Origin of the sequence: Xanthomonas axonopodis, assembly GCF_001304695.1 — a bacterium.
Classification (GTDB): Bacteria; Pseudomonadota; Gammaproteobacteria; order Xanthomonadales; family Xanthomonadaceae; genus Xanthomonas; species Xanthomonas axonopodis.
In genome coordinates this window covers 1-15,437 of record NZ_JFAQ01000242.1, presented here as the reverse complement: position 1 = coordinate 15,437, position 15,437 = coordinate 1, and the positions used below count along the sequence as shown (strand labels likewise).

The following is a 15,437-nucleotide window of genomic DNA, read 5'->3' as shown; positions in this document are numbered from 1 at the left end:
TCAGCGTTGCCCTAAGCAATGAACTGCTGACAGGGTGGCATGGATGTCGCGCGGCACGCATCGAGCGATGCACCAATCGCCTTGGGTTGCCGATCCACAGCGGCCACAACACGTCGCATCGGTCGATTGATGTAGGCAACTGGCATGTGCACCTACGAGTGAAAACCGCCAATGTAGATGTCGAGCACCGGCCTCACCGGCGTGGCGGCTGTGTCGCCATTCCATTGCTTGCCGCATCCGTTGCAATGCTACGGCGCCAGCATCGATACTCCTGACCGTGCCCTTCCGGCACGACCACGTTCAAGGATGACGTCATGACACGACGTTGCCGTGGGCATGCCTCAGCACTCCTGCTCGTGCAACTTCCTCACTTTCATTCGAAGGCGGCGGATACTGGATAGATTTCGAAATCGGGCACGTCACCCGACCAGTGATCGCCAGTCTTCGTTTCAATGCACCTGGCGACAGCGAGGCCGAGGTGTTGCGGGGCAATTTCCAGATCAAGACGTTCGACACCAAACCCAGAATCCTCCGCCTGATTTACACAGGAGACGACAAGCGCGTGGCGCCCTTTACCCTGGTCGTGCTCGCCAACAAGTCGACACTTACCGTGAACGGCGAGCAGATCAACTCACGCTTTAGCTGGGAAATGTAGGCGCGAAACAGCGCAACAGAAGGGGAGGCATCATCTGTCGAAGATGGTCATGCGATCGCGCTCGACGCATGCGGTGCAGCAGCGGCCGGCCCCGCTTGCTGCATGCACAGTGCCACCGCGCTACGCCCTCGCCTGCCAAAGAAAACGCAAGCGCAGGCGAGTGCAAACCTGACTACACCACGGTCAGATTGGCGTAGGCCATCACCAGCCATTTGGCGCCGACTTCGTCGAACTGCACCTGCACGCGCGCATGTGCGCCAGCGCCTTCGTAATCGACCACCACGCCGCCGCCGAACTTGGGATGTTCGACATTGGCGCCAAGCTTGATCGGCGCGGTCTCCACGATGCCATGGACCGGGCCGCCGCGCGCCGCGCCCAGCGATGCGGTGCGCGAAACCTGCACCTTCGGGCGCACTTCGTTGAGCAGGTTGCGCGGAATCTCGCGCAAGAAGCGCGAGGGCACGTTGTAGTTGTCCTGGCCGTGGATGCGGCGCGATTCGGCGTAGCACAGCACCAGCTTTTGCCGCGCGCGGGTGATGCCCACGTACGCCAGGCGACGCTCTTCTTCCAGCCGCCCGCTCTCTTCCAACGAACGCGCGCTCGGAAACAGGCCGTCTTCCAGACCGACCAGGAACACGATCGGAAATTCCAGGCCCTTGGCCGAATGCAGCGTCATCAGCTGCACGCCTTCTTCGCCAGTCTGCGCCTGGCCTTCGCCGGCCTCCAGCGAGGCATAGGCCAGGAAGGCGACCAGTTCGGTCATGCCCTGGCTGTCTTCGTCGTCGGGGCGGGTGAAGCGCGAGGCGACCGACACCAGTTCATCCAGGTTCTCGGTACGCGATTCCGAATCCAGCCCGGCACGGCTTTCATTGGCCCAATGCTCGCGCAGGCCCGAGTGCATCAGCACATGGTCGATGCGTTCGGCCAGTTCCATCTCGCCGGTTTCGGCATGCAGCTGGCCGATCAGGCTAAGGAAGGTGGCCAGGGCATTGCGTGCGCGTGCGGCCAGCGTGTTCTGCTGCGTGCACAGCATCGCCGCTTCCCACAACGACAGCGCACTGGCGCGTGCCAGCCGGCGCACCTCATCCAGCGTCCGGTCGCCGATACCGCGTGTGGGCGTGTTGACCGCGCGTTCGAACGCAGCGTCGTCGCTGCGATTGGTCAGCAGGCGCAGGTAAGCCAACGCGTCCTTGATTTCGGCACGTTCGAAGAAGCGCATGCCGCCATACACGCGGTACGGCAACTGTTCGGAGATCAGCGCCTCTTCCAGCGCGCGCGATTGCGCGTTGCTGCGGTAGAGCACCGCCACTTCGCCATAACTGCCGCCGTCGCGCACCCACTGCCGTGCACGCTCGACCACATAGCGCGCTTCGTCCAATTCGTTGTAGGCCGCATACAGATCGATCGGGTCGCCATCGCCGGAATCGGTCCACAACTGTTTGCCGATACGGTCCGGGTTGTGCGCAATCACCGCATTGGCGGCGCCCAGAATATTCGCGCTGGAGCGGTAGTTCTGCTCCAGCCGCACGGTCTGCGCGCCGGGGAAATCCTTCAAAAAACGCTGGACGTTTTCGACCTTGGCACCGCGCCAGCCATAGATGGCCTGGTCGTCGTCGCCCACCACGAACACGTTGCCCGATTCACCGGCCAGCACCCGCACGAAGGCATACTGGATGGCGTTGGTGTCCTGGAACTCGTCCACCAGAATTTCGCGGAAGCGCGCGCGGTAATGCGCCAGCAAGGCAGGCGTGTCGCGCAGCAACTCGTGTGCGCGCAGCAGCAACTCGGCGAAATCCAGCAGCCCGGAACGGTCGCAGCGTTCCTGGTAGGCCGCATATACCTGCCGGCGCACCTCGGTCCAGTCGTCGTTGGGCTCGGGCTGGATATGTTGCGGACGGCGGCCCTCATCCTTCTGCTCGTTGATCCACCAACTCACCTGCTTGGGCGGATACTTGCTCTCGTCCAGCTCCAGCGCCTGCACCACGCGCTTGACCAGCCGCAACTGGTCGTCGCTGTCCATGACCTGGAAACCTTCCGGCAGCCGCGCATCCTGCCAATGCAGACGCAACAGGCGATGGGCCAGCCCATGGAAGGTACCGATCCACATCCCACGGCTGCCATTGCGCAGCTGCAGGTCGGTGCGGTGACGCATCTCGCCGGCAGCCTTGTTGGTGAAGGTCACCGCAAAGATGCCGTGATTGGGCACGCCCTGGACTTCGTTGAGCCAGGCGATGCGATGGATCAGCACGCGCGTCTTGCCGGAGCCGGCGCCGGCCAGCACGAGGTAATGCCCCGGCGGCGCGGAAACGGCCTCGCGCTGGGCGGGGTTTAAATGATCGAGCAAATGAGAGACATCCACCGGTGCATTTTACCGGTTGTGGCGTCGCTGCGGCTGAGATTGCGATGAAGCGGTTGGGATTGTGGTGATGGCTCGCCTGACATGGCCCCTCTCCTGGGGGCCGAGAAGGCGCGGCTTGCGAACCGACGGTGCGCGTGTCTTGGAGCGGCCGCGCCGCTGGCGCAGCCGCGGAGCAGGGGGTGGGGTGTGAGGGTACGGAGCGAAGCAGTGCGTGCGTCACCTGTCAGGGCGCATGGCGAGGCGTTTGTCGCTGCACAGGCTCGTAAATTTCTGCGGCACCCCTCATCCGCCCCCGCCGAGCGCCTGCTCCCCCATGAAGCAGGCCAATGTCCTGTCGGGAGAAGGAATAACTTCTCCGGCCGGAACCTGCGTACCGTCAATCCATCACCGCCCCAGCAGCAGCACATCCCGCGCAATCGCCGCAGCCTGCTCGCGCAACTCCGGCACCGCCAGGCTTTCCCACAGCGTGCCGATGCGCAGGCTGCCGATCACCCGCAACCGCGGCTGCGCACGTCCATCGGCATCGGTCAGGCTGCCATCGGCGCCGGTGTCCACACCAATCCCGTGCGGACCAGCCACTGCAATGCCCTGTCCCAGCAATTGCTGCAGCAGTCGGTTGCGCATTGCCTGGACGCGCATTTCCACGCCGGTGGCATTGACCAGCGTCTGCACATCCAGCTGCAAGGCATGTCCGGCGCTGGCGGCCCCGGCGCTCACGCGCACGCAAGCGCCCACCTCGAAGGCCATATCCAGCCGTGCGCGATGCACCTGCAGCTGACCGCGTGCCTGCATCGCCTGCAGCTGCGCATGCACCGTTGCGGCGATGCGATGCCGATGCACGTCCCAGTAGCGCACCACGTGCCGCAGAAAACGGCGCTGATCGGCAACCGACAGCGTCTGCCATAACGCCTGGCTCAACGGCCGGATGCGTTCCATCACGCTCTGCCATGGCAGGCCCTGCGCGGCGGCGGCACGCGCATGCTGGCGCAGTGCGCGCATGCGCGCGCGCAGCGGCATTGTCAGCAGCGGTTGTGGATCGAACAGCGTCACGTCGCCATGCGCCTGCGGCAACGGCAACGGCAGCAAGCCATGCCGCGACACCACATGCACGCTTGCCCGATGCGCCTGCGCTGCCAGCGTCACCACGGTATCGGCCATGCTCAAGCCCGAACCGACGATGCACACGGCCGCGTCCGGTAGCAGCGCTGCCACCGCCTCGGTCTCCCAGGCTTGGACACACTGCGTGTGCGACAGCCCGGTGGCACCCCGCAGCGGCAGCGGTCGCAGCGCATTGCCCACTGCCAGGACCACCACGCTCGCCTGCAGCAGCTGTCCGTCGTCCAGCTGCAACAGTGCGCCATCGGCATTGGGTTGCAGGGCCTGCACGCGTGCGCAGCGGACACGCAGCGTCGCCGGGCTGCGCGCGCATGCCGCCTGCAGGCGGTCGCGCAAGTACGGCGCGTAGTGCCGGCGCCCCACGAACTGCTGCGGCAGCTGCGCATCGTCCAGTTCGGGGCAACAGGCGTTTGCGCGCAGGTAATCGACAAAGTCGTGGGGCAGCTCCGGCAGCGCACTCATGCGCGCAGCCGGCACATTGAGCAGGTGTTCGCCGCGCGCAGTGGAATACGCCACGCCTTCGCCAAGCGCCGCATGCGGCTCGATCAGGACGATCTGCAACGGCGCTGCGGCCTGGCGCAGCAGCTGCAGCGCAACCAGCACACCGGAGGCGCCACCACCGACGATGGCGATGACCGCATCGCCGGGATCACGCAGTGTATTCATGTCGACATTGTAGGCGATGCATCCGCCACACTCGCAGGCCGTCACCGGCAGTGGCTGTCTTCCACGGCATCGCAAGCGAAGTGCGTGTGTCAAAGCCTCCCACACGCCCTGCATGCCAGGCGCTTACGATTGGCTGGTCAGGATCGGCACGCGCGCTTGGGGAATCTGCAACATGTCCATCGCCCTGGTCAGGCACATCCTCTACGTCCACGATGTGCCGGCAAGCAAGGCGTTCTACCAGACCCACTTCGCGCTCCCCGTCGCCGAGGAGATTGCCGACGAGTGGGTGGTGCTCGCAGCTGGCGGCATCGAGCTGGCGCTGCACCGGGTGGGCGACGCCTACCGACAGCGGCCATCGACGCCTGCGCCGGGCCCTGTCGCGGATGCGACACACGCGACCACCAAGCTGGTGTTCGCCATTACCAGCGATCTTCCCGCGCATCGCGCGCAACTGCAGCACGCAGGCGTGCATGTGGGCGAGCTCAAACGTTACGCCGGCTTTGCGTACCAGATGTACGACGACCGCGACCCGGAGGGCAACGTCTTCCAGGTCATGCGCCTGGATTGACCCAAGCGCCCTACATCAACGCATCGGCCAGCCGGGCAATGCCCTCGCGGCTGCGGCGCCAGGCCGGGCGGCGACGCCACTGTTCCAACGTCAATTGCCGCGCATTGGCCAGATAGTCCTGCTCGATCTCACGCAACCGCAGCACCACTCCGGTGTCGTAGCAGAGCATGCCGATCTCGGCGTTGAGCGCGAACGAGCGGATGTCCAGGTTGATCGAGCCCACCAGCGCGATGTCTTCATCCATGCTCAGGTGCTTGGCATGCAGAAAGTGCGGGCGATACAGCGCAATCTTCACCCCGCAACGCAGCAACTCTTCGAAATAGGCTTCCTGCGCCCACGCGGCCAGGCGTTGGTTGTTGTGCTCGGACAGGATCAACTGCACATCCACTCCCGACACTGCGGCGATGCGCAAGGCGCTCAGCAAGGCTTCGTCGGGTACGAAGTACGGCGTGACCAGCACCACCTTGCGCCGCGCCAGGTGGATCACCGCATTGATCGCATCGCGCGCATTTTCGAACGGATACGCCGGCCCGCTGGGCAGCAATTGCGTCGCGATATTGGCCTCGCAGACCGGTGCGTCGGGCCACACGTCCAGCCGCTCTCCGGTTTCGGTGAACCAATCGCTGGCGAAGACCGCTTCCAGATGATTGACTACCGGCCCGCGCACGCGTGCCACCAACTCGCGATTGGGCACGTCATGGATGAAGCCGGCCTCGGCCAGATTCTGCGAGCCGACAAACGCCACCCGGTTGTCGAGCACCGCAATCTTGCGATGGTTGCGCAGATCCATGCGGCCGCTGCGACGCCAGCGCAAACCGCCCGGCAATACCGCCAGCACCTGCACGCCGCCGGCCTTCAGGCGCTTGCGGTAGCGGCGCAGGCCGCGCTTGGCGCCCACCGCATCCAGCAGCACGCGGCAACGCACGCCGCGCGCGCTGGCGCGTTCCAGCGCCGCGACAACTGCTTCGCCCACCGGATCGTCGAACATCAGGTAGTACAGCAGATGCACACGTTTGTCGGCCGCGTCGATCGCCGCGATCAGGGCCTGCAACGACTGCGCGTAGTCGTCGAGCAATTCCACCGCGTTGCCCAGCGTGGGCATGAAATCGCCTTCGCGTTCGATCAGCGGCACCACTTCGGCACTGCTGGTGTCTGCCTGCGGCATCCAGCGCAACGCATGCAAGGGCAGTTGTTGTTCGCGAATCACCTGCGAAGCGGTGGCTTGCCGCTCCACCCGCAGCCGCGACAACCACGGGTGGCCGAACAGCAAATACAGCGGCAGGCCGACCACCGGCACGAAGCCGATCAGCAGCAGCCAGCTGCGCGCCGCACCCGGCGTGGTGCGGGCGGGAATCCATAGCAGTGCGGCCAGGCGGATCGCCCAGTCCAGCGCCAGCAGCCAGGTGCCTGTGACCCAATCGGGCAGCATCAGTGGTCCGTTTTCATCAGGAACCCGATTCTGACTTGGCCGCGCGCAAACGCAACGGTGGTGGCGCACAGACAGGCGGGCAATAGCGAAACGGCCCGCCTTGCGCATCGGCCGGCTGCACGCGTTCGGCGCAGACCTGCCGCAATGTCTGCACGAAGGCCGACTGCATCCAGGTGGGATACCAGTCGCTGCGCGTGGTCATGCCGATCTGCCGGCGCAGCAGCGGCCCGGCGCTGCCGATCTCCTCGAGCAGGCCGGCGCGGCGCTCGAACAGGAACTGGTCGCGCGACATCAAGGTCAACCAGTCGCCTTCCAGCAGCAGGCCACGCACGGTCAGTTCGGCGCCGCATTCGATGCGCACCGGCGGCGGCTCCAGCTGGTGGTCGGCGAACAGCTGCTCCCAGCGCGCGCGCACCGGCGTGCCGGCGGCAGCGATCACCCAGGGGTAATCGCGCAGTTGCGCAAACGCGTAGTCCTGGCCGGCCAAGGGGTGGCCGCTACGCGCCACGATCACCGGTTCGTCGTCGAACAGCGGCTCCTGCAGCACATCGCGTACCGGCAACGGGTCGCGCAGCGCACCGATCAACAGATCCAGGCCGCCCTCGCGCAGCTGCGCCAGCAATTGGGCGTACGGGCCCTCGACCACCTGGACGCTGGCCCCCGGGTGCGCACGCGCAAACCGCGCCAGCACCTGCGGCAACAGGATGGCGCGCGCCAGCGGCATCACCCCCAGGGTAAGGTGCCCGGCGTGCTGCGAACGCAACGCGGCCACATCGTCCAGCCCGGCACGCAGCTCGGCCAGCGCCAGCCGCACCTGCCGCAACAGCCGCAGCGCCACCGGCGTGGGCTGCATGGTCTTGCCGCGGCGTACCGTCAGCGGCACTTCGATCAGATCGGCCAGCGCTTTCACCGCGCGGTAGATCGCCGGCTGCGAAACACCGGCGCGCACCGCCGCCAACGCGTAACTGCCTGCCACATCCACCGCCACCAAGGCCTGCAGCTGGCCCAGCGACACCCGCCGTTCCAGGCCTGGGCGCGCGGGCAGGCGCAGCGCACGCCGCGCGACTCCGATGCCCCGGCCCAGATGCGCCAGCACCCGCTCGATACGCGGCACCAGCAACCCGGCAGCCTCGGTGGCCAGCATGCCGCCCGGGTGCCGGTCGAACAGGCGCACGCCCAGTTGCTGCTCCAACCGCGCCACGGCCTGGGTCAGCGCCGGCTGCGACAAATTCACCCGCGGCGCCGCCGCGCTGATGCTTCCGGCCTGGTGCACCACGACCAGCGCGTAAAGGTGACGCAGATTCGGTTCCGGGATCGACTGCATGCTCTAACTATAAGCAAAACCAATATGCATACCTCAAATGAATCTTGAGCCAGCTGGCTCTGCCCAGCCAGACTCGGCGCACTCTTAACGAGGATGGATGGATGAGCCAGGTCGTTACCCGGATCGAGCGCACGCCGTTGGACATCGTCGAAGGGCTGGCGCAAGCCGGCGTGGCTACCGTGCACGAAGCGCAGGCCCGCAGCGGCCTGCTGCACCATCGGCTGCGTCCCATCTACGCCGGCTGCCGCATCGCCGGCAACGCGGTCACCGTGTCGATTCCGCCCGGCGACAACTGGATGATGCATGTGTCCATCGAACAACTGCACGCAGGCGATGTGCTAGTGGTCGCGCCGACCAGCGACTGTTGCGACGGCTACTTCGGCGACCTGCTGGCCACCTCGGCGCAGGCGCGCGGATGTCGCGGCCTGATCATCGATGCCGGCGTGCGCGATGTGCGCGATCTCACCGCCATGCAATTCCCCGCATGGAGCCGCGCCATCTGCGCACAGGGCACCATCAAGGAGACGCTCGGTTCGGTCAACGTGCCGCTGGTGTGCGCCGGGCAACTGATCCAGCCAGGCGATGTGGTGGTGGCTGACGACGATGGCGTCTGCGTGGTGCCGCGTGCTACCGCTGCCGACGTGCTGACCGAAGCGAAGGCGCGCGAGGCACGCGAGCTGCTCAAGCGCGAACGCCTGGCACGCGGCGAACTGGGCCTGGACATCTATGCGATGCGCGAACGTCTGGCCGCCAAAGGCCTGCGCTATGTCTGAGCGCGTGCGCGCGATGTGGATGCGCGGTGGCACCTCCAAGGGTGGATTCTTTCTGGCCGACGATCTGCCCGCCGACACCGCCGCGCGCGATGCGTTTTTACTGCGCGCCTACGGCTCGCCGGATGCGCGCCAGATCGACGGCATGGGCGGCGCCGACCCGCTGACCTCCAAGGTCGCCGTGGTGTCGCGCTCGGCGCATGCCGATGCCGACGTGGACTATCTGTTCCTGCAGGTCGCGGTGGAACAGGCGCAGGTCAGCGATGCACAGAACTGCGGCAACATGCTGGCCGGCGTTGCCCCGTTCGCGCTGGAACGCGGCTTGCTGCCCATACGCCACGGCCAGACCCAGGTGCGTATCTTCATGCGCAACACCGGCACCCTGGCCACCGCCACCGTGCAGACACCCGATGGCAAGGTGCGTTACGACGGCGATGCCCGCATCGACGGCGTCCCCGGCACGGCCGCGCCAATCACGCTGGCATTCGCCGACATCGCCGGTTCTTCGTGCGGCGCGCTGCTGCCGAGCGGGCATGCGGTGGACACGCTCGACGGTTTGCCAGTCACGCTGATCGACAACGGCATGCCGTGCGTGGTGCTACGCGCCAGCGATGTCGGCATCAGCGGTTACGAAGACCGCGCCACGCTCGACGCCGATGCTGCGCTCAGGGCGCGCCTGGAAACGCTGCGTCTGCAGGCAGGTCCGTTGATGCATCTGGGCGATGTCCGCCACGCCACGGTGCCGAAAATGATGCTGGTCGCCGCTCCGCGCGCCGGTGGTGCGATCAGCGTGCGCTCGTTCATCCCGCACCGCTGCCATGCCTCCATTGGCGTGCTGGGTGCGGTCACCGTCGCCACCGCCTGCCTGTTGCCCGGCTCACCCGCACACGCGCTGGCGCAGGTGCCCGGCGGGCGCAGCCAGCGGTTGGAGGTCGAACACCCCAGCGGTGCGAGCAGCTGCCTGATCGATCTCGACGCGCAGGGCGCCGTGGTCGGTGCCGCGGTGGTGCGCACGGCGCGCAAATTGTTCGATGGCGAGCTGTATGGCTGAGTCTTCCGATGCATCGCCAAGCTGCAGCGGCCGCCATCGCAGCGGCGCGTGCGCGCGTGTGCCGCTCAAGCAGACCATTGACACGCAGTGCGCGATCCGTGCCCATCCGCACATTGGGACCAGCACCGCCGTGGCGACCTGCAGCTTCCGTCCACCCGACCGTCCCACCTTGCGCGCTGGCAATCGCTGGCGCACCGCTTCGGCTGCAACACACAGACCATCGCCATGATCATCGACTGCCACGGCCACTACACCACCGCGCCCGCCGCGCACGATGCGTTCCGCAAGGCGCAGATCGCGCATTACACCGATGCAACGCTGCCGGCGCCGGTGTATCCGCATATCTCCGACGATGCGCTGCGCGAAAGTGTCGAGCTGCACCAACTGCGCCTGCTGCGCGAGCGCGGCGCCGACATGACGATTTTTTCGCCACGTGCCAGCACCATGGCGCATCACATCGGCGACGAAGCGGTGAGCCAGGTGTGGACGCGCCACTGCAACGACCTGATCGCACGCGTGGTACAGCTGTATCCGGAGACCTTTATCGGCGTATGCCAGCTGCCGCAATCGCCGGGCGTGCCGATCGCGCACGCCATCGCCGAACTGGAACGCTGCGTCAACGAACTGGGTTTCGTCGGCTGCAATCTCAATCCCGACCCGTCCGGCGGGCACTGGGATGGCGTGCCGCTGACTGACCGCGCCTGGTATCCGTTCTTCGAGAAAATGGTGGAACTGGACGTGCCGGCGATGGTGCACGTCTCCGGCAGTTGCAATGCCAATTTCCATGCCACCGGCGCGCATTACCTCAATGCCGACACCACGGCTTTCATGCAGTTTCTCGAAGGCGATTTGTTCACCGATTTTCCGCAATTGCGCTTCATCATTCCGCACGGCGGCGGTGCCGTGCCATATCACTGGGGCCGTTTCCGCGGCCTGGCCGACATGCTGGGCAAGCCTGCGCTGTCTACGCATGTGATGCGCAATGTGTTCTTCGATACCTGCGTGTATCACCAGCCCGGTATCGACCTGTTGTTCGAGGTGATCGACATCGACAACATTCTTTTTGGCTCGGAAATGGTCGGCGCAGTGCGCGGCATCGATCCGCAGACCGGCTACTATTTCGACGACACCAAACGCTACATCGATGCGCTGGCGATTTCCGAAGCCGACAAGCGCAAAGTGTTCGAGGGCAATGCGCGTCGTGTGTATCCGAGATTGGACGCGCAATTGCGTGCGCGGGGTCTGTAGCGCTTCTCCCATCGGGACATTGCCCTCCTTTTGGGGGGAGAAGATGGCCCGAAGGGCCGGATGAGGGGACGTGCGAAGCCGCGTGTCATCCATTTGCCAATGGCTTCGCCCGTTCCCTCACCCCAACCCCTCTCCCCAAGGGAGAGAGGCTCTGCCACGCACCGCTGTCGATTTTGACCTTGGCCTTGGCTGGCTGAGCACAAGGTGTTCGAGAGCAGTGCGCGGCGAGTGTATCCACGGCTGGAGCGCACCCGGGAGAGAGGGGAACGCGCGCTGACCCAGATAGGTGCAATCGGAAAATAATCGACACATCCATCAAGAACACTGCGATCGATTCGCCCAAACGCAAACACCCGCCTTTCGGCGGGTGCTTGCTTGAAAGCGAATCCAGCGATCAGTCGATCACTTGATCTTGCCTTCCTTGTACATCACGTGCTTACGCACGACCGGGTCGTACTTCATCATTTCCATCTTCCCCGGAGTGTTTTTCTTGTTCTTATCCGTGGTGTAGAAGTGGCCGGTAGCGGCCGAGGAAATCATACGGATCTTGTCACGCTTGCCTTTTGCCATGACTGCTTACTCCTCAGACCTTTTCGCCGCGCGCACGCAGCTCTTTCAGAACGGCATCGATGCCGTTCTTGTCGATGGTGCGCAATGCATGCGCGGAGACACGGAGCTTCACCCAACGGTTTTCGCTGGCAACCCAGAAACGGCGCTCGTGCAGGTTCGGCAGGAAGCGACGACGGGTTCTGTTGTTTGCGTGGGAGACGTTGTTACCCGTCTGCACACGCTTGCCGGACACTTGGCATACGCGGGACATTACGCACCTCGATAAATGAATTGCCACCCATAGCCTGGGGAGCGGCGGCCCCGACAGCGCCAGGGCTGCCACGCAACGTTGGGAATCAAGAACTTACGCTGGAACAGGCCGGCAACCCCATTGCGCTGGGTGCCGCCATCCGGAGCGATCCGGGCACAGCGAGCCGCGCATTATGCATGGCAACTCCTTGTACTGCAAGCACTTACCGGGAAAGCATACGCAAGCGGCTGGCGGACCGCACATACCATGATCACTACGTCGGGCATGCCTCCCACCGCCGCCCAGTCCGGGGCGTAGCTAATTTCCACTTGGTGCTGCTTCCGTGCGCTCGCTTTCGCCGCTGAATTCGATGCGTTGCCCAAATACGTCCCGGAACAACCTCGTCTTTATCCCTTCGAAGAAATCGTTGGTCGCCGTGAATCCGGTTCCCTGTATCGGCGGCGCAGACGGTTGGCACTGCTTCCTCCACCACCAGCGGTCGATCATATCCAGATGCCGCTGTGTGTCGGAAAACTGCTCGGGCAACGCCAGTGCCGTGAGCGAAAGAATCCTACGCCGCAAGCGCTGCCGTTCATGGCGTTTCTCCTCATTGTCATGGCGATAAGCAATATGCACAAAGGAGTCGATCGCCTCTATCAGCTCTTTAGATGTTTCCTGCCTCACCTTCTCCCGCTCAACCTGCAAGGAAGCCTTGATCTGCCTGCTCGCCACACCAGCGGCCACCCGACCGCCGATCGCGGCGGCGGCCAGAGTGGCGAGGATGTTGGGCCAATCGATCATGTGCACCGTCCTTTATCGTTCGTTCGCAAACTGCAGTCGGCCCGCTCGGATTCAGCACGACGCTATTGGAAGGATAGCGAATGAACCAACACGGCAACCGGACCAGACTCTCAATTGCTCCGCCGATGCAGCCAGCAGCACAGCACCAGCAAGATCAGCAAGGTCGACGAAACGACGCCGCCGATCACCAAAGGTCGATTCGGTCGGGTCTTTGACATCGGCCACGGTGGCGATGGACACATCGCGCCCATCCAGCACTGCGCGCGGCACGCTGAATCCGCGTGCCAGGCCGGCGCGCATGTTGGCGGTCTGCTGGTCGAAGTAGCGCGGCACATCGTTGAGGCGCGCGATATAGGCGCGGTACTCGGCCGCAGTCTTCATCGGCCGCTGCGCCATGAAACCCAGATTCGACCAGAACGAGCTGTCGGAATTGAACGGCATTTCGTAGGCACGCAGACGTACTTCGGCGGCCAGGTTTTCCACCTGTGGGCGGTAGATGGCGAGGTTGATCTGGTTGGCGGGCGAGAGCTGCTTCGGGTCGATGCCGTCGAGCTGCTTGAGCACCCCGTCCCAGACCTCCAGACGCGCCTGCTGCGCGGCCGCGCTGACATCGGGCAGATGGGTGTTGTCGCCGGTGGTGTCGCTGTCTTCGTCGGCCTGGCCGGTCTCGGCCTGGCGCCAGGCCCACTCTTTCTCGTAAATGGCGCGGAAGCGCGCGTCGGCAGGTGCCTCGGCGGTCAGCGTGGCCGGGGCGGGAGGCGTGGCGGCCTGCGCCGAGGTGGCGGCGAAGCCTGCGCACAGCAGGGCGAGCGCAAGGGCGATGGCGAGCGGAGAAGTCACGTGCGGAATGCCTGATCTGGAGCGAACGCCCGATCATGGCAACCCGCGCGTGAGCTGCCATGGGCCGGAAGTCCCAACGCGGGCTGGTGCACGGGCATGGCTGGAGTGTCGGCGCTGCCCCCCATCCGCCCTGCGGGCACCTTCCCCCGCAGGCGGGGGAAGGGAGCTGTTGTGCTCGTCGAAGCAGGGAATTGCTTTGCTTGTCGAAGCTAGGGAATTGGTGTGCTCGCCGAGACCGGGAGTTGGTGCGCTCGCCGAGGGCGGGGGAAGGGGGCTGGTGTGCTTGTCCAGCGAAGGCAGGCGCTGAGCTTGTCAGGGACGCTACTCACTCCATCTCCCGCCTGCGGGAGAGGGTTGGGGTGAGGGCGCTTTGAGACCGATTGGCTCAGGCCTTGCGCACCACCACCAGGTGCCGCTCGCCCTCCAGGCCGGGGACCTGGAGCGGGTGCACCTCGCCCACCGTCCAGCCGGCGGGCAATGCGGCGATTTCCTCGTGCGGGTACACGCCCTTCATCGCCAACAGGCTGCCGCCCGGGCGCAGCAGATGGCCGCCGACGGCGATGATGCCGGCCAACGTATCCAGCGCGCGCGCGGTGAGGTGGTCGTAGGCGGCCGGCTCGTCGAGGGCTTCGGCACGCGATTCGGCCACGCGGGCGTTGCCCAACTCCAGATGGCGCAAGGCCTCGCGCATGAAGCGCGCCTTCTTGCCGTTGCTTTCCACCAGCGTCACCTGCAGCTGCGGGCGGGTGATCGCCAGCGGGATGCCGGGCAGGCCGGGGCCGGTGCCCAGGTCGGCCAGGGTGCCGCTGGCGATATAGGGCTGCATGGTCAACGAATCGAACAGATGGCGGGTGACCATCTCGCGCGGGTCGCGCACGGCGGTGAGGTTGTAGGTCTTGTTCCAGCGCACCAGCAGCGCCAGGTAGCGCAGCAACGGTGCGGCGAAGGCCGCATCCAGGGATTGGGCCTGCAGACCGCGTTCGAGCGCGGCGGAGACATCGGGGGCGAGTGCGGCATCGTTCATGCCGCGATTATCGCAGCTGGGCTGGCGGGCATGCGCGTACCGATCTCGGCATCGCGGCTGGCCATGACGTGGTTGCCTCGGCGGGCCGTTCCTGCCGCATTGCCCGTCCCGCGCCGTGGCCGCCAGCGCTGAACCACCGGCAGTGACGCTGTCACATGTGACACAAAACGGACATGTCGTGGCCACAGCATGGTCTCGTCTGCTTGCCTGTCTTTTGTCCATGCCTGTGATCGACCCGTCTGCCGCCTCACCCCTGCCTGGTTGCGCTGCCACGCTCGCACCACCGGACCGCGGCCGGCGACGCATCCTCATCGCGGGCGCCAGTCTGGCGGCGGCGGGGCTGCTGAGCCCGTTCGCACGTGCCAGCGGCAGTGCCGATCCCTTTATGCTGGGCGTGGCCGCCGGCGACCCCTTGGCCGATGGCTTCGTACTCTGGACCCGGCTGGCTCCCCGCCCGTTGGATCCGGACGGACGCGGCGGCCTGCACGCAGCGGTGCCGGTGCGCTGGCAGGTGGCCAGCGACCCGCAGATGCGCACCATCGTGCGCCAGGGAGAGACCGTCGCCAGCCCCGTCTGGGGCCACGCGGTGCACGTGGAGCTCACCGGGTTGGCGGCCGACCGCCCTTACTGGTACTGCTTTCAGGCACTGGGCGCGCGCAGCCCGATCGGCAGCGCACGCACCCTGCCGGCAGCGCATCGGACGCCGGACGCCGCGCGGTTCGGATTCGTCTCCTGCTCGCACTGGGAACTGGGATATTTCAGCGCCTACCTGTTCAGTCCCGGCATT

15 protein-coding genes and 1 pseudogene are annotated in these 15,437 nt (G+C 65.5%); 7 read left to right on the top strand and 9 right to left on the bottom strand.

Annotated features, from left to right (window positions below; translation table 11 throughout):
- On the top strand, positions 1–275 hold a 275-nt coding region (locus tag XAXN_RS22800), incomplete at its 5' end, for a hypothetical protein (protein WP_209018949.1).
- Positions 276–430: 155 nt separating this feature from the next.
- Positions 431–655, top strand: coding sequence for a hypothetical protein (locus XAXN_RS18560; RefSeq protein ID WP_054320624.1), 225 nt, complete (start codon positions 431–433; stop codon positions 653–655).
- A gap of 172 nt (positions 656–827) precedes the next feature.
- Here XAXN_RS18560 and uvrD read toward each other — a convergent pair whose 3' ends face one another.
- On the bottom strand, positions 828–3,014 hold the full coding sequence (gene uvrD, locus XAXN_RS18555) for a DNA helicase II (protein WP_054320623.1): 2,187 nt from the start codon (positions 3,012–3,014) through the stop codon (positions 828–830).
- Between the two features lie 384 nt (positions 3,015–3,398).
- The gene (locus XAXN_RS18550) at positions 3,399–4,796 is read right to left on the bottom strand and encodes an FAD/NAD(P)-binding protein (protein WP_054320622.1); all 1,398 of its coding nucleotides are present in this window, start codon (positions 4,794–4,796) and stop codon (positions 3,399–3,401) included.
- Between the two features lie 172 nt (positions 4,797–4,968).
- On the opposite strand from XAXN_RS18550, the gene XAXN_RS18545 reads away from it, so the two are divergent.
- A complete protein-coding gene (locus tag XAXN_RS18545) occupies positions 4,969–5,364 on the top strand; it encodes a VOC family protein (RefSeq protein ID WP_054320621.1) in 396 nt (131 codons plus the stop codon).
- Between the two features lie 10 nt (positions 5,365–5,374).
- Here the strand turns inward: XAXN_RS18545 and cls are convergent, their stop codons facing one another.
- Both cls and XAXN_RS18535 read right to left on the bottom strand, forming a co-directional pair.
- Entirely contained in the window at positions 5,375–6,793 is a 1,419-nt protein-coding gene (gene cls, locus XAXN_RS18540) for a cardiolipin synthase (protein WP_054320620.1), read from the bottom strand.
- Between the two features lie 16 nt (positions 6,794–6,809).
- Positions 6,810–8,117 (bottom strand): LysR substrate-binding domain-containing protein, encoded by a 1,308-nt coding sequence (locus XAXN_RS18535; RefSeq protein ID WP_054320619.1) that lies wholly within the window; start codon positions 8,115–8,117, stop codon positions 6,810–6,812.
- A gap of 101 nt (positions 8,118–8,218) precedes the next feature.
- On the opposite strand from XAXN_RS18535, the gene XAXN_RS18530 reads away from it, so the two are divergent.
- From XAXN_RS18530 to XAXN_RS18520, 3 genes are all read left to right on the top strand, one after another.
- A complete protein-coding gene (locus XAXN_RS18530; protein WP_042824307.1) occupies positions 8,219–8,890 on the top strand; it encodes a 4-carboxy-4-hydroxy-2-oxoadipate aldolase/oxaloacetate decarboxylase in 672 nt (223 codons plus the stop codon).
- Positions 8,883–9,938, top strand: a complete 1,056-nt coding sequence (locus XAXN_RS18525) for a 4-oxalomesaconate tautomerase (RefSeq protein WP_054320618.1) — start codon at positions 8,883–8,885, stop codon at positions 9,936–9,938. The genes XAXN_RS18530 and XAXN_RS18525 overlap by 8 nt, the downstream gene beginning before the upstream one ends.
- Positions 9,939–10,163: 225 nt before the next feature.
- Positions 10,164–11,186: an amidohydrolase family protein gene (locus tag XAXN_RS18520; protein WP_054320625.1), complete on the top strand. Its 1,023-nt coding sequence runs from the start codon at positions 10,164–10,166 to the stop codon at positions 11,184–11,186.
- Positions 11,187–11,588: 402 nt separating this feature from the next.
- On the opposite strand, the gene rpmG is transcribed toward XAXN_RS18520, so the two are convergent.
- From rpmG to rsmG, 5 genes and pseudogenes are all read right to left on the bottom strand, one after another.
- Positions 11,589–11,756 carry a 50S ribosomal protein L33 gene (gene rpmG, locus XAXN_RS18515; RefSeq protein WP_002809462.1) on the bottom strand — a complete coding sequence of 56 codons (168 nt, stop codon included), beginning with the start codon at positions 11,754–11,756 and terminating at the stop codon, positions 11,589–11,591.
- Positions 11,757–11,769: 13 nt separating this feature from the next.
- Positions 11,770–12,006: a 50S ribosomal protein L28 gene (gene rpmB / locus XAXN_RS18510; protein WP_002809459.1), complete on the bottom strand. Its 237-nt coding sequence runs from the start codon at positions 12,004–12,006 to the stop codon at positions 11,770–11,772.
- A 297-nt stretch (positions 12,007–12,303) separates the two neighbouring features.
- Positions 12,304–12,786, bottom strand: coding sequence for a hypothetical protein (locus XAXN_RS18505; protein WP_054320617.1), 483 nt, complete (start codon positions 12,784–12,786; stop codon positions 12,304–12,306).
- A 189-nt stretch (positions 12,787–12,975) separates the two neighbouring features.
- Positions 12,976–13,626 (bottom strand): annotated as a pseudogene (locus XAXN_RS18500) (DUF885 family protein); the annotation flags it as partial.
- A gap of 385 nt (positions 13,627–14,011) precedes the next feature.
- On the bottom strand, positions 14,012–14,650 hold the full coding sequence (gene rsmG, locus XAXN_RS18495; RefSeq protein ID WP_042824314.1) for a 16S rRNA (guanine(527)-N(7))-methyltransferase RsmG: 639 nt from the start codon (positions 14,648–14,650) through the stop codon (positions 14,012–14,014).
- Positions 14,651–14,870: 220 nt separating this feature from the next.
- On the opposite strand from rsmG, the gene XAXN_RS18490 reads away from it, so the two are divergent.
- Positions 14,871–15,437 (top strand): alkaline phosphatase D family protein (locus XAXN_RS18490; RefSeq protein WP_209018948.1); only part of this gene is annotated, 567 nt, incomplete at its 3' end.